Origin of the sequence: Dactylosporangium salmoneum (assembly GCF_039532525.1) — a bacterium.
GTDB lineage: Bacteria > Actinomycetota > Actinomycetes > Mycobacteriales > Micromonosporaceae > Dactylosporangium > Dactylosporangium salmoneum.
Map to the genome: position 1 here is coordinate 189,167 of NZ_BAAARV010000046.1, position 22,417 is coordinate 211,583.

The 22,417-nt window shown below is 71.1% G+C and carries 23 protein-coding genes; 11 read left to right on the top strand and 12 right to left on the bottom strand.

Annotation, left to right across the window (positions count from 1 at the left end):
• Positions 1-4 precede the first annotated feature (4 nt).
• Positions 5-1,588, bottom strand: coding sequence for a carboxypeptidase-like regulatory domain-containing protein (locus ABD352_RS26895; protein WP_344615264.1), 1,584 nt, complete (start codon positions 1,586-1,588; stop codon positions 5-7).
• Positions 1,589-1,924: 336 nt separating this feature from the next.
• Here ABD352_RS26895 and ABD352_RS26900 point away from each other — a divergent pair, with 336 nt between their 5' ends.
• From ABD352_RS26900 to ABD352_RS26915, 4 genes are read left to right on the top strand one after another with little or no spacing between them, the layout of a single operon-like run.
• Positions 1,925-2,947: a permease gene (locus ABD352_RS26900; protein WP_344615265.1), complete on the top strand. Its 1,023-nt coding sequence runs from the start codon at positions 1,925-1,927 to the stop codon at positions 2,945-2,947.
• On the top strand, positions 2,944-3,684 hold the full coding sequence (locus ABD352_RS26905; RefSeq protein WP_344615266.1) for a TIGR03943 family putative permease subunit: 741 nt from the start codon (positions 2,944-2,946) through the stop codon (positions 3,682-3,684). The genes ABD352_RS26900 and ABD352_RS26905 overlap by 4 nt, the downstream gene beginning before the upstream one ends.
• Positions 3,681-4,766, top strand: a complete 1,086-nt coding sequence (locus ABD352_RS26910; protein ID WP_344615267.1) for a hypothetical protein — start codon at positions 3,681-3,683, stop codon at positions 4,764-4,766. The genes ABD352_RS26905 and ABD352_RS26910 overlap by 4 nt, the downstream gene beginning before the upstream one ends.
• A 55-nt stretch (positions 4,767-4,821) precedes the next feature.
• Positions 4,822-5,196 (top strand): VOC family protein, encoded by a 375-nt coding sequence (locus tag ABD352_RS26915; protein ID WP_344615268.1) that lies wholly within the window; start codon positions 4,822-4,824, stop codon positions 5,194-5,196.
• Positions 5,197-5,254: 58 nt separating this feature from the next.
• Here ABD352_RS26915 and ABD352_RS26920 read toward each other — a convergent pair whose 3' ends face one another.
• Positions 5,255-6,694, bottom strand: a complete 1,440-nt coding sequence (locus ABD352_RS26920; RefSeq protein ID WP_344615269.1) for a catalase — start codon at positions 6,692-6,694, stop codon at positions 5,255-5,257.
• Between the two features lie 167 nt (positions 6,695-6,861).
• Here ABD352_RS26920 and ABD352_RS26925 point away from each other — a divergent pair, with 167 nt between their 5' ends.
• Positions 6,862-7,839: a GlxA family transcriptional regulator gene (locus tag ABD352_RS26925; RefSeq protein ID WP_344615270.1), complete on the top strand. Its 978-nt coding sequence runs from the start codon at positions 6,862-6,864 to the stop codon at positions 7,837-7,839.
• 90 nt (positions 7,840-7,929) lie between these two features.
• A complete protein-coding gene (locus tag ABD352_RS26930; RefSeq protein WP_344615271.1) occupies positions 7,930-8,568 on the top strand; it encodes an HD domain-containing protein in 639 nt (212 codons plus the stop codon).
• 14 nt (positions 8,569-8,582) lie between these two features.
• Here the strand turns inward: ABD352_RS26930 and ABD352_RS26935 are convergent, their stop codons facing one another.
• From ABD352_RS26935 to ABD352_RS26945, 3 genes are read right to left on the bottom strand one after another with little or no spacing between them, the layout of a single operon-like run.
• Complete coding sequence (locus ABD352_RS26935; protein ID WP_344615272.1) at positions 8,583-9,095, bottom strand: hypothetical protein; 513 nt, start codon at positions 9,093-9,095, stop codon at positions 8,583-8,585.
• Positions 9,092-10,759, bottom strand: a complete 1,668-nt coding sequence (locus tag ABD352_RS26940; RefSeq protein WP_344615273.1) for an alpha/beta hydrolase — start codon at positions 10,757-10,759, stop codon at positions 9,092-9,094. Before ABD352_RS26940 ends, ABD352_RS26935 begins: the two co-directional genes overlap by 4 nt.
• A 7-nt stretch (positions 10,760-10,766) precedes the next feature.
• A complete protein-coding gene (locus ABD352_RS26945; RefSeq protein WP_344615274.1) occupies positions 10,767-11,072 on the bottom strand; it encodes a WXG100 family type VII secretion target in 306 nt (101 codons plus the stop codon).
• 536 nt (positions 11,073-11,608) lie between these two features.
• Here ABD352_RS26945 and ABD352_RS26950 point away from each other — a divergent pair.
• Positions 11,609-12,373: a DUF4386 family protein gene (locus ABD352_RS26950; protein ID WP_344615275.1), complete on the top strand. Its 765-nt coding sequence runs from the start codon at positions 11,609-11,611 to the stop codon at positions 12,371-12,373.
• 43 nt (positions 12,374-12,416) lie between these two features.
• On the opposite strand, the gene ABD352_RS26955 is transcribed toward ABD352_RS26950, so the two are convergent.
• Positions 12,417-13,058: a LysE family translocator gene (locus ABD352_RS26955; RefSeq protein ID WP_344615276.1), complete on the bottom strand. Its 642-nt coding sequence runs from the start codon at positions 13,056-13,058 to the stop codon at positions 12,417-12,419.
• On the opposite strand from ABD352_RS26955, the gene ABD352_RS26960 reads away from it, so the two are divergent.
• Positions 13,057-13,935, top strand: a complete 879-nt coding sequence (locus tag ABD352_RS26960; RefSeq protein WP_344615277.1) for an AraC family transcriptional regulator — start codon at positions 13,057-13,059, stop codon at positions 13,933-13,935. The two genes, ABD352_RS26955 and ABD352_RS26960, sit on opposite strands and share 2 nt — an antisense overlap.
• A gap of 28 nt (positions 13,936-13,963) precedes the next feature.
• On the opposite strand, the gene ABD352_RS57705 is transcribed toward ABD352_RS26960, so the two are convergent.
• From ABD352_RS57705 to ABD352_RS26970, 3 genes are read right to left on the bottom strand one after another with little or no spacing between them, the layout of a single operon-like run.
• Positions 13,964-14,143: a CstA-like transporter-associated (seleno)protein gene (locus ABD352_RS57705; RefSeq protein WP_425553650.1), complete on the bottom strand. Its 180-nt coding sequence runs from the start codon at positions 14,141-14,143 to the stop codon at positions 13,964-13,966.
• Positions 14,124-16,301, bottom strand: a complete 2,178-nt coding sequence (locus ABD352_RS26965; protein ID WP_344615278.1) for a carbon starvation CstA family protein — start codon at positions 16,299-16,301, stop codon at positions 14,124-14,126. Before ABD352_RS26965 ends, ABD352_RS57705 begins: the two co-directional genes overlap by 20 nt.
• Positions 16,298-16,564 (bottom strand): DUF3311 domain-containing protein, encoded by a 267-nt coding sequence (locus tag ABD352_RS26970; protein WP_344615279.1) that lies wholly within the window; start codon positions 16,562-16,564, stop codon positions 16,298-16,300. Before ABD352_RS26970 ends, ABD352_RS26965 begins: the two co-directional genes overlap by 4 nt.
• A 131-nt stretch (positions 16,565-16,695) precedes the next feature.
• Between ABD352_RS26970 and ABD352_RS26975 the strand changes: the two genes are divergently transcribed.
• The 3 genes from ABD352_RS26975 to ABD352_RS26985 are packed head-to-tail and all read left to right on the top strand — an operon-like array spanning position 16,696 to position 19,120.
• A complete protein-coding gene (locus ABD352_RS26975; protein ID WP_344615280.1) occupies positions 16,696-18,222 on the top strand; it encodes a sodium:solute symporter family protein in 1,527 nt (508 codons plus the stop codon).
• On the top strand, positions 18,219-18,797 hold the full coding sequence (locus tag ABD352_RS26980; RefSeq protein ID WP_344615281.1) for an RNA polymerase sigma factor: 579 nt from the start codon (positions 18,219-18,221) through the stop codon (positions 18,795-18,797). The genes ABD352_RS26975 and ABD352_RS26980 overlap by 4 nt, the downstream gene beginning before the upstream one ends.
• Positions 18,794-19,120, top strand: a complete 327-nt coding sequence (locus ABD352_RS26985; RefSeq protein ID WP_344615282.1) for a hypothetical protein — start codon at positions 18,794-18,796, stop codon at positions 19,118-19,120. Before ABD352_RS26980 ends, ABD352_RS26985 begins: the two co-directional genes overlap by 4 nt.
• A gap of 18 nt (positions 19,121-19,138) precedes the next feature.
• On the opposite strand, the gene ABD352_RS26990 is transcribed toward ABD352_RS26985, so the two are convergent.
• Genes ABD352_RS26990 through ABD352_RS27000 form a run of 3 tightly spaced genes read right to left on the bottom strand, consistent with a single transcriptional unit; the run spans position 19,139 to position 22,337 of the window.
• Entirely contained in the window at positions 19,139-20,011 is an 873-nt protein-coding gene (locus ABD352_RS26990; RefSeq protein WP_344615283.1) for a carbohydrate ABC transporter permease, read from the bottom strand.
• Positions 20,008-20,925, bottom strand: a complete 918-nt coding sequence (locus tag ABD352_RS26995) for a carbohydrate ABC transporter permease (protein WP_344615284.1) — start codon at positions 20,923-20,925, stop codon at positions 20,008-20,010. Before ABD352_RS26995 ends, ABD352_RS26990 begins: the two co-directional genes overlap by 4 nt.
• Entirely contained in the window at positions 20,925-22,337 is a 1,413-nt protein-coding gene (locus ABD352_RS27000; RefSeq protein ID WP_344615285.1) for an ABC transporter substrate-binding protein, read from the bottom strand. The genes ABD352_RS26995 and ABD352_RS27000 overlap by 1 nt, the downstream gene beginning before the upstream one ends.
• Positions 22,338-22,417 lie beyond the last annotated feature (80 nt).

Here is a 22,417-nt window from a genome sequence, read left to right on the forward strand (position 1 = left end):
CCCCCTAGCCGAGTTTGGTGAGGCCGGCGGCGTGCGAGAAGCCGATCCGGGGCGTGGTGTGGTGTGCGTCCAGGAAGACCGGGCGGTCGCTGCCGGGGCCGTAGTCGACGTACGAGTCGGACATCCGCACGCTGGTCCAGCGCTCGTTCTGCTTGATCCGGGCCCAGCGGCCCGGCGGCGTCTGCCGCCGGTCGAGCGTCAGTCCGGCCCCGCGCAGGTCCTTCCAGACCGGGTCCGGGTCGGTGTCCGGGTCCGGCGGCACCCGCCCGGACGAGTGGTAGCTGCGCAGGATGCGGGTGCCGTCGGCGGTGAACCAGGGGCGCAGGAGCTTGAGGTACCCCGGCCACCCGCCGGTGTCGGGGTGGAACCCGTCGAGGTCCCACAGCTCCCGGAACGCGGTGTTCCACACCCTCAGCGCGTCCGTGCCGTCCAGCGACGGCACGCCCCACAGCGCCGTGCCCTGCGCCACCGGGAACGCGCGCATGACCTGTTTCACCGGGTCGATGCCGGTGCTGAACCCGGCCACGGCGACCCCGCCGACCGGCGGCACTGGTCCGAAGCCGGGCCTGAACACGGCCCGGGCGAGGGTGCGCAGGTTCGGCCCGCACAGCTCGTCGGGGTTGTCGCCGGGCGGGCGCACCCCGGCCGCGCTCGTGCGGCACTGCCGGTGCAGGAACGCGGCGACCTCGCGCAGCAGCCGCAGCGCGCCCTCGCCGGTGGTGAGCGGGCCCCAGTCGGTGCCGTGGACGATCGGCATGACGGTGACGACGCGCTTCTTGCGGGCCAGCAGCTGGGCGACGAAGTAGAACTCGTCGAGAAGGTACTTCTTGCCCAGGTCGAAGTACTGCTGGAACGGGCTGGCGTCGTTGACCAGGCCGTAGGGGTAGGCGGCGCTGTAGGAGCTGGTGTTCGGGCTGTAGAACAGCACGAAGTCCAGCTGTGACAGGGGATCGGGGCTGCCGAGGTTGGGCGAGAAGACGGCCACGGTGTGCATGCCGTCGGCCTGCGGGGCCGGGTATCGCAGCCAGTAGAACCGCCCGAGCGCGTCGACCCGGACCGGCTCGAGGTGGTGGTGGAACTGGGCCCAGCCGCGCGCCTCGGCCGCCACCGGCTTCTCCGGCAGCAGGTCGGCCTCGGCGACGTAGCAGTCGAGCTGGTCGTTCCAGTGCCCGGTGTAGGCGCGCACGTTCGGGTACTTCGGCGGCCGCCACAGCAGCGCCGCGTGCGGGTCGCGGCCGGGCTGCTGCATGACAGCCTTGATCTGCTCGGCGTTGAGCTCGACGACCGGGCAGGTGTCGAGCCGGCCCAGCGTCACCGTGAGCGTGACGTCGTCGCCGGCCACCGCGCGCTGGACCAGCGCGTTGTCCCACGGCTCGGTGCGCAGGTCCCCGGCGAACGCGACGCGTTCCTGCACGTACGCGGGGTGCGTGACGACGACCTGCGGGATGGCCGGCGGCGGGGTCAGCGCGGCGCTCCAGCGCCCGGCCGCGTCGGCGGCGCCGGACGGGCCGCCGAGCACGACGACCTGGGCACCGGCGACCGGCCGCCCGTTGACGTCCTGGACCCGCACCGTGCACGTGACCGCCACGTCGCCCAGTGTCACCTTGGCGGCGACCGGGGCCGACGCAACTGGCGGGTGTGAGACAGCAGACCTGACCGAACAGCCGTCCCCACGCTGCCGGCCGCGCCTCGGTGAGCCGATTCGGATCTCCGGCTGTGCGTAGCGCGTGGTTGAGGTGCTTCGCCGGCACCACCGCAGCGCGAGCCGGCCGTATCGTCGCCACTCAGGAGGCGACGTCCGGCGGCGCCCTGCGCTCCGTTGGCTGAAATGCAGACATAGCAATGCTTTCACGCGTGCGCCCGCGGGTGTCGCGGGCGCGACACCCGCTCACCACGCATCGGCGGGAGGCGTAGCCTGTGCCCGATGCAGGACACCCAATCACCCGCCGGCGTAGCCGAGGCCGCGGTGCCGCCGGCCGGTGGCACCGGCCCGCATCCGCCGCGCCGCTCCTGGGGCCTGGAGTTGCTGGCCGTGGCGCTCATCGGGGCGATCGCCGCGCGGGCCTGGATCGGCGGCGCGTTCACCTCGCCGCGGGCGCAGGAGTGGGTGACCGTGTTCGTGGCGATCGCGGTGCAGGCGATGCCGTTCGTGGTGCTCGGCACGCTGCTGTCCGCGGCGATCGCCGTGCTGGTGCCGGAGCGGTTCTTCGCCCGGGCGCTCCCGTCCCGCCCGGTTCTGGCGGTGCCGGTGGCCGGGGTGGCGGGGCTCGCGCTGCCGGGCTGCGAGTGCGCCTCGGTGCCGGTCGCCGGCGCGCTGATGCGCCGCGGCGTCACACCGGCCGCGGCCCTGGCGTTCCTGCTCGCCGCCCCGGCGATCAACCCGGTGGTCCTCGCCGCGACCGCGGTCGCGTTCCCCGGCCGGCCGATGATGGTCGTGGCCAGACTCGTCGCGAGCCTGGCCACGAGCGTGGTGATGGGCTGGTTGTGGCTGCGCCTGGGCCGCGACGAGTGGCTGCGCACCCCGCGCCGCGCCGCGGTCACGGGAAGCCGGACGATGGCCTATCTCGCGGCGGTACGCCAGGACGCCGCCGAGGCCGCCGGGTTCCTCGCCATCGGCGCCGCTGCCGCCGCGTGCCTCAACGTGCTGGTCCCCCAGCGCTGGCTGCACACGGTCGCCGGGCATCCGGTACTCGCCGTGGCGGCGCTGGCCGGGCTCGCGGTGCTGCTGTCGATCTGCTCGGAGGCCGACGCGTTCGTCGCCGCCTCGCTGTCGCAGTTCTCGCTCACCGCCCGGCTGGCGTTCCTCGTCGTCGGCCCGATGGTCGACCTGAAGCTGTTCGCGATGCAGGCCGGCACGTTCGGCCGCCGCTTCGCGCTGCGCTTCGCCCCGGCCACCTTCGCCGTGGGCGTCAGCGTCGCCGTCGTCACCGCGGGCGTACTGCTGTGAACGGCCGGGCCGGGGTCCAGTCGGTGGTGCTGCTGCTCATCGGCGGCGCCCTGATCCGCACCGCGTGGACCGGCACCTACGTGCGCTACGTCAAGCCGGGCCTGCAGTGGTACCTCATCGCCGCCGGCGCGGTCCTCGTCGCCGTCGCGGCGGTCAACCTGGCCCGCCTGTTCGCCCCCGCGGCCCGCGGCGACCATGAGCACGGCCACGCCGATGACGACGGGCACGGGCACGGCACCGGCCGGTTCGAGCCGTCGTGGCTGATCGTCGCCCCCGCCCTGGCGCTGCTGCTGGTCGCCCCGCCCGCGCTGGGCTCCTACGCCGCCTCGCACGGCGGCACCGCCCTCGGCTCCGCGGCGACTTCGGACTTCCCGCCACTGCCCGACGGCGACCCGGTCCGCGTCTCGCTGCTCGAGTACGCCTCCCGGGCCGTGTTCGACAAGGGCCGGACCCTGCAGCAGCGGACCGTGGTCATGTCGGGGTTCATCGTCGTCGACGGCGACAGGCGCTACCTGACCAGGATGATCATCACCTGCTGCGCCGCCGACGCCCGGCCGGTCAAGATCGGGCTCACCGGCGCGGTACCACCCGGGACGGCCGCGGACACGTGGCTGGAGGTCACCGGCACCTACACCGCGCAGACCGACGCCGACCCGGTCGACGGCGAGCCGATCCCCTACCTGACGGTCACTACCGCCCACCCGATCCCGACGCCCCAGCGACCCTACGAATCGTGAGCGCGCGCATCCGGGTGGCCGCCGCGGCCGCCGTCACGGCGACAGTACTGCTGCTGGCCCTGCCAACCCCCGGGACGCCACCGGCCGGGAGTGAGGCACCGGCCACCCTGTCCGGGATCTGGCCGGACGCCCGAACCGTCGACCTGCCCGCCACCCTGCCCGACGGGACCACGTACACCCCGGCCGCCGTCGTGGACCGGCACACCGTCGTGGCCCAGATCGCCGACGCCGACCCGGGCACCGCGTCCCTCGCCCTGCTCGACCCGGCCGACCTGGCCCACCCGCGCCGCCTGGAGACGATCCCGATCGCCGGCGGCGGCTCGTTCGACGCCGTCACGGTTGACGCGGGCCGCGTCTACTGGATGTCCAGCGTCGCCGACGACCAGGGCGGCAGCCGCAGTACGCTGCACCGCGCCGACACCGCCGGCCACACCGTCGTGCTCACCACCGACACCGGCCACGCGACCTTCGCCGGCAGTATGCACGACCTGCAGGTCGCCGACGGGCGAATCTGGTGGACCGCCACCCGCGGTACCACCGTGCCGACAACCGACCTGCGCTCGGTGCCGCTCGACGGCGGCCCCGTCACCGTCCGCCCCCTCGAGGGCACCTACCACCTCACCGGCTGGCCCTGGGCCGGCGACGACGGCATCGGCGGCCAGCCCGTCGTCCAGCTCGACCTCACCACCGGCCGGCAACGCACCTTCACCGAACCGCCCGGCCAGGACGTGTACTGCGGCGCGGTCTGGTGCCGCATCGTCGTCACCACCCAGCAGTCGACGGTCGTCACGCTGCGCCGCGCGGACGGCACCGGGCAGACCGGCCGGGTCAACACCGACGGCGAGGTGCCGGTGTTCGTCGACATGGCCGCGCTGGACCGCTTCGAGTTCTTCACCTCGCCGATCTCCACCCAGGCCGCCACCACCAGCGAACGACTCAGCCTCTACGACCTGACCACCAGCCGGCGCGTCGGGATCGCCGTCTCGACCGCCGAGGGGTTGAACGGCAGCTGGCTGTGGTGGGCCACCGGCGACAACGAAACCATGACCTGGCACCTGCTGGACCTGACCACCCTGCACTGACCGCGCGCCGCCCGCGCCTTGACGGAGTGAGTACTCACTCCGTAGCGTTGGGCGCATGACTGTCACCCTGAACCACACGATCGTTCCGGCCCTCGACAACACCGAGGCCGCGGGGTTCCTGGCCGGCATCATGGGCTTCGAACTGCTGCCCGCTTCCGGCCGTACCGGCCACTTCCGTCCCGTGCGCGTCAACGAGACGCTGACGCTGGACTTTATGACCGTCCCGGACCCGGAGGGTCACCACCTGGCCTTCGCCGTGGACGGCGAGACGTTCGACGAGATCCACGCGCGAATCACGGACCGCGGCGTCGCCTTCGGCAACGGCCCGACGACCCCGGACAATGGCCGGATCGACCACCCCCTGTGTCCCCGCGGCCTCTTCTTCCGCGACGCGACCGGCAACCTCTACGAGGTCATGTCCGCGGAGTAGCGTCTCGGCGCCGATCGCGTTACGCACGGCCCGCCAGGTCTGCTCAAAGCACCCGGGGCTACAGCTTGGCCGCGACGCTGGCGCCGAGGTCCGCGTCGACGTTGGTCCAGTACTGGACGAACCGCTCACGGATGCCGTCGACCCGGATTTGGCGGCCCTGGCGGATGAGGGTGTCGATCATGCGTCCGCGAGCCTCGGAGCTGAAGACCTTGCGGTAGAGGGCGCCGGCCTGACCGAAGTCGTCGTCGGCGGCGCGCAGGGTGGCGGCGGAGCGGAGCAACTCGCCGTCGGACTCCCAGCCGCCGTTGCCGGCGGCGGCTGGATCGCCCACGGGGCCACCGAAGGAGTTCGGGGCGTAGACCGGTGCGGAGGCCGGCTTGAAGCCGTGCCGGCCCAGACCGTCCTGGCTGTAGGAGCGCACCCCGGCGATGGGGGCGTTGACCGGGATCTCGGCGTAGTTGGTGCCGACCCGGTAGCGCTGAGCGTCGGGGTAGGAGAAGACTCGGGCCATGAGCATCTTGTCGGGGCTGATGTCGATGCCGGGCACGGTGTTCGCCGGGGAGAACGCTGCCTGCTCGATCTGGGCGAAGAAGTTCTCGGGGTTCTTGTCGAGCGTGTAGGTGCCGACCCTGATCAGTGGATAGTCGGCGTGCGGCCAGATCTTGGTGACGTCGAACGGGTTGAACCGGTAGGTCTTCGCGTCCTCGTACGGCATCACCTGGACATTGACGTCCCACGAAGGGAAGTCGCCGCGTCCGATCGCCTCGTAGAGGTCACGGCGGAAGTAGTCCGCGTCGGCGCCGGCGAGGCGCTCTGCCTCGCTCTCGTCCATCTCGGCCGTGCCCTGCCGCGGCTTGAAGTGGTACTTGATCCAGAACCGGTCGCCCTCGGCGTTGATCCACTGGAAGGTGTGCGACCCGTACCCGGACATGGTGCGCCACGAGCGCGGGATCCCGCGGTCGCCCATCAGGTATGTGACCTGGTGGGCCGACTCCGGCGAGAGCGTCCAGAAGTCCCATTGCATGTCGGCATCACGCAGACCGGAGCCCGGCAGCCGCTTCTGGGAGTGGATGAAGTCGGGGAACTTGATGCCGTCGCGGATGAAGAACACCGGGGTGTTGTTGCCGACGATGTCGTAGTTGCCCTCGCTCGTGTAGAACTTGAGGCTCCAGCCGCGGACATCGCGCCAGGTGTCGGGCGAGCCCTGCTCACCGGCCACCGAGGAGAAGCGCTGGAGGAGCCGGGTCCGGGTGCCGGGCTGGAAGAGCGCGGCACGCGTGTACTGGCTGACGTCCTCGGTAACGACGAGCTCGCCGAACGCACCACCGCCCTTGGCGTGGACGATTCGCTCGGGTATCCGCTCACGGCTGAACTGCGCCAGCTTCTCGACCAGATAACGGTCATGGAGCACCGTGGCGCCGTCCGCGCCGGCGGTGAGGGAATGCGCGTCACTGGCGACCGGCGTGCCGGTCTGCGTGGTCGTGACGTTATCGGTCATGAGTCTCCTCCATCACTTCGGTACATCGCTCCTGCCTGACCTGACGACGTCCAGTGTTCTGGGAGCGAGGCAAGGACGGACCCGGCTGGTACGCCATGGATCCCACAGATGCGGACATACTCTTGGCTGCCACGGCCGACTGGCGAGACGAAAGGTGGGGTTGTGCGGTGACCAGGAGGATTGCGTTCGTCGTCTTCGATGGCATGAAGATGCTCGACGTGGCCGGGCCCGCGGAGGTGTTCGCGGAGGCGAACCGCTTTGGTGCCGGCTACTCGCTCACCTATGTGTCACCGTCCGGCACGCCGGCGACCACGTCGGTAGGGACGCGTCTGGAAGTCGGCGGTGCCGTCCAGGACCTTGGCGCCGTTGACACCGCAGTCGTCTCGGGTGGCGACGTGCTGGTCACGGAGCCGATTCCCCGGTCGCTGGTCGAGGCGATCCAGTACCTCCACCCGCGGGTGCGCCGGCTGGTTTCCATCTGCACGGGATCGTTCGCACTGGCCGCGGCCGGGGTCCTCGCCGCGCGCCGCGCGACCACCCACTGGCGGCATGCATCGCTGCTCGCGCGGGCCAATCCGGACATCAGAGTCGAGCCGGATGCACTGTTTGTCGAGGACCGGGGCGTGTTCACCTCCGCCGGCGTCTCGGCGGGCATCGACCTGGCGCTCGCACTGGTGGAGGGTGACCACGGCCCGGACCTTGCCCGGGACGTGGCTCGCAGTCTCGTGATGTTCATGCAGCGGCCCGGCGGCCAGTCGCAGTTCTCTGCGCCCCTCACGGTTCAGGCGCCCCGCACGCCTATGCTCCGGGACGCCCTCGACCTGGTTGCCGCGCATCCGGAACTCGATCACAGTGCCCAGTCGCTTGCCGCGCACGTGGGGGTCAGTCCACGTCATCTGGCCCGCCTGTTTGCGGCAGAGCTGGACACGTCGCCCGCAAGGTTTGTTGAACGTACTCGGCTTGACCATGCAAAGGCGCTGCTCGACGCCGGGCACAGCGTGGCCGAGACGGCGCGGCGCGTAGGTTTCGGGAGCGCCGAAACGATGCGACGGCTGTTCGTCGCCCGGCTCGGCGTGTCACCGAGCCAGTACCGCACCCGCTTCGCGACGACTTCCCCCCGGAACTCGTCCGGATCTTTGCGATAGCCGTCCCGGTCGGAGGGTTCAAAGGCCGCGCTGCCCGGTCAGTCTTGTGGAAGGCCCGGGCAACCGTCCGGAACAAGCAAGGAGGACCCTGTGCCGGAGACAATTGGGACCGTTGAAGTTCCCGACACCGCGCTCATTCGTGAAGCCACCGCGCTCGTACGCGAGGCCGCCGACGACACGCTGTACGACCACTCTCGCCGGGTCTTCCTGTGGGGATCACTCAAGGCACGGGCTCGCGGCCTGGAGGTCGACCCCGAACTCGCCTACGTCGGCGGCATGTTCCACGACCTCGGCCTCACGACGAAGTACCGTACCCCCGACCAGCGCTTCGAGATCGACGGCGCCAACGCCGCCAAATCCTTCCTGCGCGACCACGGGCGCAGCGAACAGGAAGCCACCGACGTCTGGCTCGCCATCGCGCTGCACACCACCCCCGAGGTGCCCCTCCACCTCGCCCCGGAAGTCGCCGTCGTCACCCTCGGCGTCGAGACCGACGTCCTCGGCTTCGACCTGGACCAGATCAGCGACGCCGACCGCGTCGCGGTGACCGCCGCGCACCCGCGCCCCGACTTCAAAAACCGGATCCTCGAGCACTTCTACAACGGCATGGCGTACCGCCCCGGCACGACCTTCGGCACCATGAACGACGACGTGCTCGCGTACTTCGACCCCGGCTTCAGGCGCGGGAACTTCGTCGACCTCATCCAGAACAACGCCTGGCCCGAGTGACCGGCGGGCCGGCCTCAGAAGTCGACCATGTCCCGGCGGGGCGGGACGTAGCAGTCGCTGCCGATCTGCAGGCGGGCCGTGCCGTTGGTGTTGTCGCCGAGGGTGATCGCGTAGTGGTCGGGGTGGTCGGCCTCGAGCCGGCGGGCGGCGCCGTTGATCATGTCGTTCTCGGTGATCGTCCAGCCGCGGGACTTCCACTTGTCGGGCATGGTGTCGATCAGGGCGGCCGGCTGGGTGCCGGTGGCCGGGAACAGGACCCAGGTGCCGACGACGGTGAACCGGCCGTCCTTGGTGTCGGCGCTCTCGCTGCACGGCGCCACGGTCACGCCCATCTCCTTGCGGGTGGCGCCGGTGCCGGCGTCGTCGAAGATCTGCTGGGCGATCGCGACGAGCTCGGTCTTCACGTCGTCCGGGGCCTTGACCTGCAACGGTTTGTCCTTTCCGAAGAGTCCGCACGCCGCGAGTCCGGACGCGGCGAGGGTCAGCACCAGCATGGCCGCAGCGGGCCGCGCGCGGCGGCGGTTCATGACGCCTCCGAGTACAGGTTGGCCTGGTTGGGCACGCCGGCGATGATCGCGCCCTGGCTGTTCAGGCTCTTCGAGTTTGCCGTCCAGTATCCGCTGTGCCCGGCCGTGTCGATGTCCAGGACGTTGCCGCCGAACGGGGCCGAGGCCGGGTCGGCGCCGTGGCCCCCGTCGATGCCGAGCCAGTTGGCGACCGTGGAGACGTCGCCGATGTAGGAGATCGGGTCGTCGGTGGCCGCGCCGGCGTAGAAGTGGGTCTTGTCCATCTGCAGGTCGTCGACCGAGCCGACGTCCATGCCGGGGCTGCCGAGCACGATGACGTTGTTGGCGTGCAGGCCGTCGCCGGTGCTGGAGGCGTTGCCGACGACGGTCGAGCCGTAGCTGTGGCCGATCACCGTCAGGTCGGTCGAGCCGCCGTTGTGGGAGGTGGACAGGCCGAGGTCGAAGTTCTGCAGCCGGCCGGCCCCCTCGACGGCGCGGTCGCTGTTCACGGCGGTCATCCACGAGCTGGGCGAGTCGAGGTCGGCCTCCGGCGCGTCGTAGTCGAGCCACCAGATCATCGCGGTGTTGCCGTTGTAGTAGCCGTTGGCCGACTGCTGGATCGCCTGGAGCCGGCCGAGCTGGCCGTTGAAGTCGCCGAGCTCGGTGTTGACGCCCGGCACCAGCACGCCGGTGTGGGCGGCAGTGTCGGGGTTGCCAAGGGCGATGATGGCCCGGCCGTCACCGGTGTTATCGACCTTGAGCAGGTACAGCCGGTGGTCGGGGTTGTCGTCGTACTCCGACTGCTCCAACCGATCCAGCAGCCGATTGGCGGTCTCCAGCGTGTCTGCGCCGCCGTGCGGTGTGCCCGACGGCCACTGCCCGGCGCGCATCATGACGATGTCGTCGCGCAGCTTCTGCCGGTTGGCGTCGTCGCGTACGTTGGACGGCAGTCCGTCGAGGGTGCCGACCCGGTCCGGGTACGCCGCCAGGTAGAGCGCCCGGTCGTCCGGGCTCAGGTTGTCCCACCACGCCTTGGCATCGGCCGGCTTGCTGCCGGCGGGCGGCACCGCGCCCGGGTCGAGGCCGAGCAGGGAGGCGACCTGGGCGGCGTCCTGCTGCTCGTCGAGCCACTCCCGCTCGCTCATCGCGCCCGGGTCCAGCGGCACCAGCCGGTTGAGCACCGCGGTCAGCGCGCTGTCGAAGTCCGCCGCCTGCTTGACGACGTCATGGAGCTCCCGCTGGACGGTGTCGGCCTCCATGACGTCGTGCTGCAGCCGCCGTTCCTGCTCGTGCTCGGGCATGGCGGCGAGCTCGGCGCTGGTCCGCAGCCGCGCCTCGACCGTGCCGTCGTCGCGGACCCGCATGCCGGCGGCGGTGGCCCGCACGACCGTGTCGTGCAGCTGCCGCTGGAGTGCGCCGAGACGGTCCGCGGCCCCGTGCAGGGTCACCGAGACCAGCCGGGCCTGCTTGCCGAAGAGCTCGAACTCGTCGTCGATCTTGTCCAGCTGGCCGAACGCGGCATTCGCGGCGTCGCCCTTCCAGCCGCTGCGGTGGCTCGGGCCGAGCAGGTCGTGGGTCGTCTCCTCGGTGAGCTGGGCGCTGGTGTTGGACAGGTCCAGCCAGCTGTCGCCGGCCGCGCGGATCGGGCCGGGCTTGAGGTCGTGCAGGTCGGCGAAGGTCACCATCCGCGGCTCACCGGCTCAGACCGGCGAAGTTGCCGGCGGCGGCGTGGTCGCTGTAGCGGTAGTCGCGGGCGCAGGCCGTGAGCGCGTCGCCGAGCGAGCGCAGGTAGCGGCTGTGTCCCTTGGCCGCGTCCTCCCAGGCCAGGTGCATCCGCTCCAGCGCGCCGGCGGCCGTGAAGCCGTGCAGCGCGCTCACCGCGGTGCCGGTGTCCGGCTCCACCCAGCCGATCGCCCGGTCCAGCTCGTCGCCGAGCCGGCGAACCCGGCCGGCCATGCCGTCCAGCACGCCCGGATCGACACGCGTCTCGTCCGCCAACGAAGTCCCCCCGTCACTGACCGTTGCCGCCTGCGAGCATAGACACCCGGCACTGTCCTGCAAAACCCCGCGGGCGCCGGCAAGAACCTCCACTGACAGTGGCGCACGGCGGCCCGGCGGCGGTTCGGCAGCGCAGACCCACCCGCATTGGGGCTACAACGCCGATCCCAAATTCCTGGGCCCACTATCACGATGCCGCTCAAGGTCACCGGCGAGGCACTTCCCCAGCTGTAGGCGCGTCGATGCGGCCGCGGGCGCAGCCTGGCACCGATCGCTGTCCAATTGCTGTCCGATGCCGTTCACGGCGGGCAGCCAACGGGCAGCGCACGGCAAGCCACTCCGCCGACGCTTGCTCCTGACCGATTCCTCCTCAGTCAGGAGCACGCCATGTTCCCCCTGCTCACGATCGACATCGCTCGGGCCATCGAGGCCGAGAGGCTTCGCCGGGCCGGCCGCGACCCCCGGCCGCGGGAGCGCGCGACGACGGCCCCCACCCACTGACCCCACGCCACCCGTCGCCCGAAGGAGGAGCCACCATGACCGCTCTCACCCCGTCGCCCGCCGCCGTCGGCGCGCACGCCCGCGGCAAGCGCGGAACAATGATCGATCGTACGTCGCTGCGCCTGCCGGCCGCGCTGCTGCTCGCGGGCCAGCTCCTGTTCATCGTGGTCACCCAGCTGCACACCGGTGGTCCCGCCAACGACCACCCCGCGGTCTTCGACGAGTACGCCGGCAGCCGGGCCTGGACCGCCGTACACCTCGGTCAGTTCGCGGCCATGGCGGTCCTGCTCGCGGGGCTCCTCGGCATGTTCCTCGCCCTGGACGTCCAGGGCTCGACGGCGAGGTTGGCACGTCGATTCGGCGCCGCGTCGGCCGCGTCGGCGCTGGCGCTGTACGGCGTCCTCCAGGCGGTGGACGGGGTCGCCCTCAAGCAGGCCGTGAACGCGTGGGCCAGCGCCCCGGACGCCGAGAAGCCGGCGCGTTTCGCGAGCGCCGAGGCGATCCGCTGGCTCGAGTGGGGAGCGCGAAGCTACCAGGACATCCTGCTGGGCCTCGCCCTGCTGCTGTTCGCGGCCGCGGTCGTGCGGATGGCGGGAGTACCACGGCCGATCGCCTACCTGGCGGGGCTCTCGGGCCTCACCTACCTGGCGCAGGGCTGGGTGGCCGGCTCGGAGGGCTTCACGCCGGCGCAGACGATCCTGATCGTGCAGGCCTTCGTCCTCAACCTGGCGTGGATGATCTGGCTGGTCGTCGTCGCCTGGCGGGCGCAGGGCACGAAGGCTCCGTCGCCTGCCCGCTGAGGCTGTGGCCGTCCTGGCGGCCACGGGCGGTCCGGTCGTCGCCTCAGAGCAACAGCGCCGGTACGGTCGCCAGGACCAGCAGCCCGGCGAGCGTGATGTTGACCGCGCGGGCGCGGCCGGGGTTGCGCAGTGCGGGTAAGAGCAGCCTGCCGGCGAGCAGCCACACCCCGTGGATGAGGACCACCATCAACGTGAGCACCGGCAATTTCAGCGCCGCGTCGGCCACCGCTGTCCTCGCCAGCTGAGCACTGGCGAACACGGCCGCGATCGCGATCCACGCCTTGGGGTTGACGACCCCGAGGACGAGTCCATCAGGAAACGACGGGCGGCGGTCGGACGCGGCCTGCTCGGCCAGCGGCGGGGCGGTGGCGAGGTGGTAGGCGAGCCACAGGATGTAGCCGGCGGCAGCGACGACCAGGACCCAGCGAAGCGTTGGCAAGGTGAGGAGAACGGCCGTGACACCGGTGGCGGCGGCGAGCAGTACCACCGTGGTGCCCAGGATGAGGCCGGCGCAGTACGCCAGGGAGCGCCGGACGCCGTACGCGACCGCCGCGGCGACCAGGCTGATCGTCGAAGGGCCCGGACTGCCCATGATCGCCAGGGCGGCGAAGACGAGGGTTCCCACGGGGCCGGCGTGCACGACAGGGAACGCGAGCAGCAGCGGTGGGTCGTACCGTGATGTCATGCCGCGGAAGCTAGCGCCGGTGGACAGGTACGGTCTTGAACGATCGGGCACGTCGCCGTCCGAGTCCATCCGATTCGGGTTGGGCTCGCCCGGCCTGGACCGCGCGGAAGTGTCACTGTCGCGGACCGTGTTCCAGCCGCACCGGCACGACTCCTACGCGCTGGGCATCACGACCGGCGGAGTGCAGACGTTCGGCTACCGGGGTGCGCGACGAGTGTGCCTGCCCGGACAGCTGCACCTGCTGCACCCGGACGAGCTGCATGATGGCGCGCCAGGCGTCGCCGGCTTCACGTACCGCATCGTCTACCTGGCACCGGCACTGGTCCGTGACGCCCTGGCCGGTGGGTCGCTGCCGTTCGTTGCCGAACCGGTGCAACAGCCCGGGGGCGCGGCGCGGCCGATTGCCGCGGCACTCGCCCGGCTGCTCGCCGACATCGACGAACCGATCGGCCAGCTCCTTGGGGTGGAGGCCGCCGTCGCGATCGCCGACGGGCTCGCTCAGCTGTCCGAACGCGCCGTCAGCCGAACGGTGACCGTCGACGTGCGGACGGTCCGGCTGGTGCGCGAATACTTGACCGCGCATGTCAGCGAGCCGATCAGCGCCGCCACCCTCGAACGGCTGGCGGGTGCCGACCGGTACACGATCGTGCGGCAGTTCAAGGCCGCATACGGCACGACTCCTGACCGGTACCGATTGCTGCGACGCCTCGACGCGGCCCGAGCCGCCATCGGCAGGGGGCAGTCGCTGGCTCGGGCGGCCGTTGATGTCGGCTTCGCCGATCAGAGCCACCTGACCCGGCAGTTCAAACGTGCCTACGGGATGACGCCCGGATGCTGGCAGCGCCTCACGTCCGTGCGCGGCCGGCCAGGCCTGTGACAGACCTGGCCGGCCGGTGGCCCCTAGCTCAGCAGCAGCGAACGGACGTGGCATTCCTCAGGCACTCGAACTCCCGTCTGGTCAGCGGGGTTCCGGCCGTGTGGTGCGCTCGGTGGTGTGCGATGTAGTGGTCGTAGCCGGTCTCGCCGGCCACTTCCCTGACGTACCACCACAGCCGCCCCAGCAGGTTACGTGCGCGCATCGGCATCCGCACCGGACGCGGCGGCACCGACGAGCTCCCGCCGTTCGTCCGCTGTGCCGAAGAGGCCGGCCGGGGCAATGATCTCCGATTCTACGAAGGGCGACTCCGTGGTCGGCAGTTCGCGGCCCTGGATGACCGCTCGGAGGCATACCCGAACCCCGTCCACGATCACGATGATGATCAGGACCGCGAGGAGCACCGCTAGGACGCCATCCACCGTGGAGTTGGTGACGACCTGGTGCATCTGGTCGAGGTTCTTGGCGGGTGCGAGCACCTTGCCCTGCTCGAGTGCGTCGGCGAAGCGCTGGCGCTGGGCGAAGAAGCCCATCTTCGGGTCGGCGGAGAAGATCTTCTGATAGCTGGCGGTCATCGTCACCGCCGTGACCCAGGCCATCGGGATGGCGGTGACCCAGGCCCATTTGAGCCGGCCACTCTTGACCAGGATGACTGTGACAATGGCCAGCGCCGCGGCGGCGAGCAGCTGGTTGGCGATGCCGAACAGCGGGTAGAGCTGGTTGATGCCGCCGAGCGGGTTGGTGACGCCGGTGTAGAGGAAGTAGCCCCATGCGCCGACGACGGCCGCGCTGGTCAGCCACACGCCGGGCAGCCAGCTGACCCGGCCGATCGGCTTCCAGATGTTGCCCAGCGTGTCCTGGAGCATGAACCGGCCGACCCGGGTTCCGGCGTCGACGGTGGTCAGGATGAACAGCGCCTCGAACATGATCGCGAAGTGGTACCAGAACGCCTTCACCGCCGTACCGCCGAGGAATCCGGAGAAGATCTCGGAGATCCCCACCGCGAGGGTGGGCGCGCCGCCGGTACGCGACACCAGCGTCGGTTCGCCGACGGCGGCGGACGCGGCCTGCAGGCTGTCGGGCGTGATGGTGAACCCGAGGTTGGTCACCGCGGTCGCGGCGCTCTGGAATGTCGCGCCGACCACGCCACCGGGCGAGTTCATCGCGTAGTACAGTCCCGGGTCTAGCAGCGACGCGGCGATGATGGCCATGACCGCGACGAAGGACTCCATGAGCATGGCGCCGTAGCCGATGAGCCGGACCTGGGACTCCTTCTGGATCATCTTCGGCGTGGTGCCCGAGGACATCAGCGCGTGGAAGCCGGACAGCGCCCCGCAGGTGATCGTGATGAAGGCGAACGGGAACAGCCCGCCGACGAAGACCGGTCCGTTGCCGCTCGAGGCGAACTTGGTGATCGCCTCGTTCTGCAGGGACGGATTGGTCACGAGCACGCCGATCGCGAGCAGCGCGATCGTGCCGATCTTCATGAACGTGGAGAGGTAGTCGCGGGGTGTCAGCAGCATCCACACCGGCAGGATCGAGGCGATGAAGCCGTAGCCGATGAGGCAGAAGACCAGCGTTTCGGGCTTGAGGGTGAACACACCCGCCCAGCTCGAGTTCTGTACCCAGCCGCCTGCGGCGATGGCGAGGACCAGCAGGGCGACGCCGATCACGCTGGTCTCCACGACGCGGCCCGGTCTGAGTACCCGCATGTAGAAGCCCATGAACAGGGCGATCGGGATGGTCATGGCGATGGAGAAGGTGCCCCAGGGCGACTTCGCGAGCGCGTTGACCACGACGAGCGCGAGGACACCGAGCAGAATAATCATGATCGAGAAGACCGCGACGAGGGCCGCCGTGCCGCCGACGCGGCCGATCTCGTCGCGAGCCATCTGGCCCAGGCTCTTCCCGTTGCGGCGCATGGACAGGAACATGACCACCATGTCCTGCACAGCCCCGGCGAAGACGACACCGACAATGATCCAGATGGTCCCGGGCAGGTAGCCCAACTGCGCGGCCAGGATCGGCCCGACCAGCGGCCCGGCGCCCGCGATCGCGGCGAAGTGGTGGCCCAGCAGCACGCGGCGGTCGGTGACGTGGTAGTCGATGCCGTTGTCCAGCCGCTCCGCGGGCGTGGCCCGCCGGTCGTCGACCTTGAGCACGCGACGGGCGATGAACCGCGCGTAGAACCGGTAGGCGATCGCGTACGAGCACAGCGCCGCGAACACCAGCCAGATCGCCGAGATATGTTCTCCGCGGGCCAGGGCGACGACCCCCCAGGCGACCGCGCCGACGATCGACACGGCCGTCCAGGTCACGATGGACCGCACACTGGGGCGGGCCCGGGTGTGCGGGGTGAAGATGCTCATGCAGTTTCTCCAGGGTGTGGGGGTTCGCCCGGATCCGTCCCCGGCGCGCGGACCCCTCGGTCCGCGCGCTTCAGCAGCAGATGGCTGGCCGCCATCAACGCCACACTGAGGACAATCCAGGCAAACTGGAACCAGTAGAAGAAGGGCAGCCCTGCCAGCCGGGGCGTGGTCCGCGCGTACAGCGGGACCCAGAGGATTGCCACGAGCGGCAGTGCCAGGCCGGTGTAGGCGGCGATCCTGATTGGCTTACGGAATCTCGCCACACCGGCCTCCCGAGCAGTCGTCGACGATGCCTGAATGTTGCGTAGCCATGTCGCGCGGTTTACCGCCCGATTGCCTCTTGTTTCGTGTCAACCGATCCGGGAGCGTGCGCAACACACAGAGGACTGAGAGGGTGCCCATGGTCGATCCCGCCAGCACCACCGCGTTCGCGCTGGTCGTCGCCGGCACGTCGCTGCTCGCTGTCGCCGCGCGGCGTTTCCGGGTCCGCGACGAGCTGCCGACGCTCGACGGCTGGGCGTTGGCGGGGCGGCAGTTCGGGGCCGTCCTCACCTGGTTCCTGCTCGGCGGCACGATCTACACGGCCTACACCTACGCCGCGGTGCCGGGCCTGGTGTACGGCATCGGGGCCCTGGGGTTCTTCGCGCTCGCGTACACGGTGATCGTCTACCCGCTGGCCTTCGTGCTGTTGCCGAGGCTGTGGCGGGTGGCGAAGGACAACGGCCACACGACGGTGGCCGACTACGTGCGGACCCGCTACGACTCGCCCCTGCTCGCGCTGGCGGTGGCGCTCACCGGGATCCTCGCCACCATGCCGTACATCGGCCTGCAGTTGCTCGGCATCCGCGCGGTCCTGGTCGCCGGCGGCCTGTACCCCACCGACGGGATCGCGGGCGACCTCACGCTGGTCGCGGTGTTCGCGGTGCTGGCCGGCGCCACGTACCGCAGCGGACTGCGCGCGCCGACCGTGATCTCCCTGGCCAAGGGAGTCCTGGTGGGCAGCACCGTCGGAGCCATCGTCGTGCTCGTGCTCCACCGGCTCGGCGGGCCACAGGCGGTGTTCCGGGCCGCCGAAGACGCCATAACCGCCCGCGGCGTACCGGAGGCCTCTTTGACCCTCGCCCCCTCGCTCTACACCACCTACGCCACGCTGGCGCTCGGCTCGGCGCTCGCGCTGCTCATGTATCCGCACGTGCTGACCGCGTCCTTCGCCGCGTCCAGCGCCGACCGGCTCCGCAAGGCGATCATCGGGTTGCCGGCGTGGACCGCGGTGCTGGGGCTCTTCGCGCTGCTCGGCGTCGCGGCGCTCGCCGCGGGCGTACAGGCCCGGCCCGGCAACGCCGAGGCGGCCGTGCCGATGATGGTGCAGGAGCTGACCTCGCCGATCGCCTCGGGGCTCGTGTTCGGTGCGCTCGCGGTGGGGGCGCTGGTACCCGCCGCGGTGATGTCGGTCGGCGCCGCGGCGCTGTTCGTCCGCAATGTCTACGTCGAGTACTTCCACCCGACCGCGACGCCGAAGCACCAGGCCCAGGTCGCCCGCGCGGTGTCGCTGGTGGCGAAGTTCGGCGCGCTGGCGTTCACCTTCGGCCTGCCGGACCAGGACGCCATCAACCTGCAGCTGCTCGGCGGGGTGTGGATCCTGCAGACGTTCCCCACGGTCGCGCTCGGGCTGTTCACCCGTTGGCCGCATCGCGGCGCACTGCTCGCCGGCTGGCTCGTGGGCATGGTCTCGGGGACCGTGCTCGCGGCCTCCGGCGGCTTCTCCTCGGTCGTCTCGTTCGCCGGCGTGCACGTGTACGTCGCGCTCGCCGCGCTGGTGCTCAACCTCGCGGTCGCGGCCGCGCTGACCCCGGCGCTGGACCGGCTCGGCGTGGCCCGTGAGCTTGCCCGCGGTACTGCCGGAGGGGCGGTGGTCCGGTGACCCAGCAGGTCTCGTCCCGCCCACTCGCACCGGCCGCCGACCCGGCGCCGGCCGGGCTGGACCCCGCCGCGGTGAACCTCGCCGACCTCGAGCGCGAGGCCGCGCTGGCCAGGCTCTTCGACACCAACCACACCCAGCTGCTGCGCCTGGCGGTGCTGCTCGGAGCGGAGGGCGAGGCCGAGGACATCGTCTCGGAGGCGTTCTACGAGCTGTACCGGCGATGGCACCGATTACGCAGTCACGACGCCGCGCTGAGCTACCTGCGATCCGTCGTGTGCAACCTCGTGCGGATGCGGGTACGCCGGCTGCAGGTGGCACGCAAGCACGCGGAGCAGGTGATCGAGTCGGTCGGTTCCGCCGAGGCCGAGGTGCTGCTGCGCGACGACCAGCGGGCCCTCGTGGAGGCGATCAAGCTGCTGCCGGCCCGGCAGCGGGAGGCGCTGGTGCTGCGGTACTGGCTGGATTTGCGAGAATCGGAGATAGCGTCGGCGATGGGCATTTCGGCGGGTGCGGTCAAGTCACACACGTCCCGGGGGATGGCCACGCTCACGCGTTTGCTGGAGGAGCGGAGATGAGTGGCGTTCCAGGCGGCCAGGACCCCGCGACCGGCTCGGGCCCCGGGGTCGCCGAGGAGCAGCTTCGCGACGTGTTCGACGCGCTCGTCACCTCGGTGCACGGCGCGCCGAACCGCTACCCGGCCGCGCTGGCCGACTGGCGGCGCCGGGAACGCCGGCGGCGGATCGTGCTGGCGATCCTCGCCGCGGTGATCTTCGCGCTGGCCGACATCGTCGGCCTGTGGGCGCTCGGCCGCGCCGACGTCAACACCCACATCATCTTCAACGACCGGCCGGGCAGCAGCACCGAGGCGCCGAGGAGCGGCATCGGGCCGCCCCCGTAGCCGGCGTCTCCGCGGTGGTCAGCCCACCGTCACCGCGCCCGCGGTGAACCCCGCGACGAACCGCTTGAGCAGCAGGTTGAAGACCACCCCGACGGGCACCGCGACGAGCACGACGGCGCCCTGCAGGGACTGCCAGTAGAACAGGTCGCCGCTGATCAGCTCGGTGGGGATCCCGGTCGAGACGACCTTCCCGGCGGTGGGAGAGACGAACGCGATCGCGTACAGGTACTCGCTCGCGCACAGGACGAAGCTGAGCACCACGACCGCCACCACCCCGGGCACCGCCAGCGGCAGCGCGACCCGGCGGAAGGCGGCGAACCGGGTACAGCCGTCGACCAGCGCCTGCTCCTCGACCTGCACCGGGATCGCGCTGAAGAACCCCATCATCAGCCAGACCGACACCGGGACGGTCAGCGTCGGATAGACCAGCACCAGGGCCCAGTCCGAGTCCTGCAGGCCGGCGGCGGCGACGAGCCGCGACAGCGGCAGAAACAGCACGCTGGGCGGGACGAGGTAGCACAAGAAGATCGCCATGCCGAGCCGGCCGGCCCACGGCCGCCGCAGCCGCGCCAGCGCGTAGCCGGCCGGCGTGGCGAGCAGGAGGGTGGCCGCGACCACGACCGCGCCGATCCACAGCGTGTTCCAGGCGAACGTCGGGAAGGCCGTGTGCTGCACCAGGTACGCGAGGTGGTCCGCGGTCGGCGGGGCGTTGAACCACAAGGGACTGTGCGCCGGGTCGTACAAGTCCCGGTTGAGCTTGACCGCGGTGATCGCGCTCCACAGGAACGGCCCCGCGCCCAGCAACGCGACCGCATAGGCCGCCGCGTGCACAGCCACGCCACTGAGCCGTTGCCGTCGCCGCGCCCGCTCGGCGCGCCGCGCGGGCGTCACCGGGCCACCATCCGGCGCACCAGGCCGAGGATCGTCAGCGTCGCGGCCAGCAGTACGGGCAGCAGGAACAGGGCCACCGCGGCGCCCTGGCTCACGTCGCCGCCGTCGATGCCCCTGCGGAACGCCAGCGTGGCCAGCACCTCCGTGGCATGGGTCGGGCCACCGTTGGTCAGCACCCGCACCACCGCCATGTCGCTGAACGTGAAGACCGCGCAGAACAGCCCCGCGACCGCGACGATCGGGGCGGTCAACGGCACCGTCATGAACCGGGTCCGCAGCCAGCGGCCGGCACCGTCGACGCGGGCGGCCTCGTAGATGTTGCGGGGGATCGCCACGAGCCCGGCCATGATGATGACGGCGGTGAGCGGGGTGAGCCGCCACGCCTGCACCGCCACGACCGCCGCCATGGCCGTCGAGGGCCGGCCGAGCCAGTTGGCGCTCTCCCCCGCGCCGAGCAGGCCGAGCTGGCGACCGGCCCAGTCCAGCGGCGAGTAGACCGAGTCGAACATCCACAGCCACGCGACCGACGACACGGTGACCGGGGTGACCCAGGGCAGCAACACGCACAGCCGCACCAGCCAGCGTCCGTACACCCGGGCCAGCATCAGCCGAGCCACCACGTTCCCGCCGGCCACCGCCAGCAACGTGGTCGCCGCGGTGATGATGCACGTGTTGAGCAGCGCCCGCCAGAACACCGGGTCGGCCAGCACGCGTTCGATGCCGGCCAGGCCGGCCCAGTCGAAGGTCGGGTCGGCGACGGTCACGTCCGACACGGCGTACGCGACGGCCAGGACCACCGGCCCCAGGATCAGGGCGGCGACGTAGCCGACGGTCGGGACGACGAACAGCAATGCCAGCGTGCGATCGTGGTCGCGGGCGCGGCGCTCGCGCGGCGCGAATACGTGGTGTCCCATCAGCCCACCAGCCCCCGGGCCTGCCATCTTGCGTAGATGGACCGGACCTGCGCCGCGGCGTCGGCGACCGCGACCGCGGCGCTGACCTCACCGCGCGCCGCACGGGCGAACATGTCGGGGATGACGAAGCTGCTGGTGACCTCCCCGACGGCGGCGTTGGCGGTGCCTGGGTGGCCCAGACCGGCGCTCCACCGGGCGGCGTCGACGAGCAGCTCGAGCTTGCCGGGCGGGTCGCCGCGGAACGGGTCGCGCCGCAGCCAGGTCGCGAGCTCCGGGGTACGGCCGGGCCAGGCACACAGGTCGTACAGCATCGACGAGTAGGTGGCGGCGGCGAAGTTCGCGGTGTAGTGCAAGAGGAACTCCTGTCCGGCGGCGGCCCCGGTGGCGTACTTCGGGATGACCCAGTTGTGCACGAGGTGGTGCGCGGCCGTGGCCCCCGCCGGGCCGGCCAACGCCGGGACGAAGTCGATGTCGGCCGCGATCGCCGGGGTGGAGCGCTGCGCGGTGCGCCAGGCGGAGATCGAGTTGCTGATGTAGGACAGCCGGCCGGCGACCAGCCCCTGGTTGTTGGAGCTGGGGGTCCACGAGAAGACCTCGTCGGTCATGGCCTGGCGGTACAGCCGGGTCATGAACTCCACCGCCGCCACGGCCTCGGGCGTGTCGAGCGTGACCCGCCCCTCATCGTCCTGAATGGATGATCCGAACGACCACAGCAGGGAGCGGCCGACCATGTTCGAGTCGAGTTCCTGCGACATGCCGAGCCCGAGCTGGACGCCGGTGGTACGACGGATCTCGGTCCCGCCGCGCAGCAGTTCGTCCCAGCTCGACGGGCCGCCGGGCAGGCCGATCTTCGACCACATCGAGCGCCGGTAGTTCCCGGGATCCGGCACCCAGCCCGGCGCGTAGGCGAAGTACCGGTTCGTCACAGGGTTGAAGCTCGACCGCCGGCACAGTTCCAGCTGCGGACCCCACCGCCGGTTGGCCTCCCAGACGAGGTCGGTGAGGTCCAGCACCGCCGGTTCGAACTGCGGCAGCGGCGCCACGTACTGGATGAGGTCGTGCCCCCGACCGGCGTAGATTTCGGCCGCCACCCGGGTCGTGATCTGGCCCAGGTCGATGTGGTCGACGGTGACGTCGATGCCGACCTGACCGGCCCACCGGCGGACGAAGCCGTCGAACCAGCGGTCGTACGTCGGCACGAAGTGGCTCCAGGCGAGGATCCGCAGTGCCCCGGTCAGCTTGGCCGTCGGCGGCGTGAACTGCTCCGCCGGCCCGCCCGCGAGCACGCCGGCGCCGAAGGCGTCGTCGTCCTCATGGGCGCAGCCGGCGGCCAGCGCCAGGCCGGCGACCGCCGCGCCGCCGACGAACCGGCGGCGGCTCAGCCGGGCGGACAACAGGTTGGATGAGTGCACACCCTTCTGTTGCCGCAGTGGCCGAAACGTTTACCAGCCGGGCCACCGAGGTTTCGTCCACCGCTGTGCGCCGGCCTGGG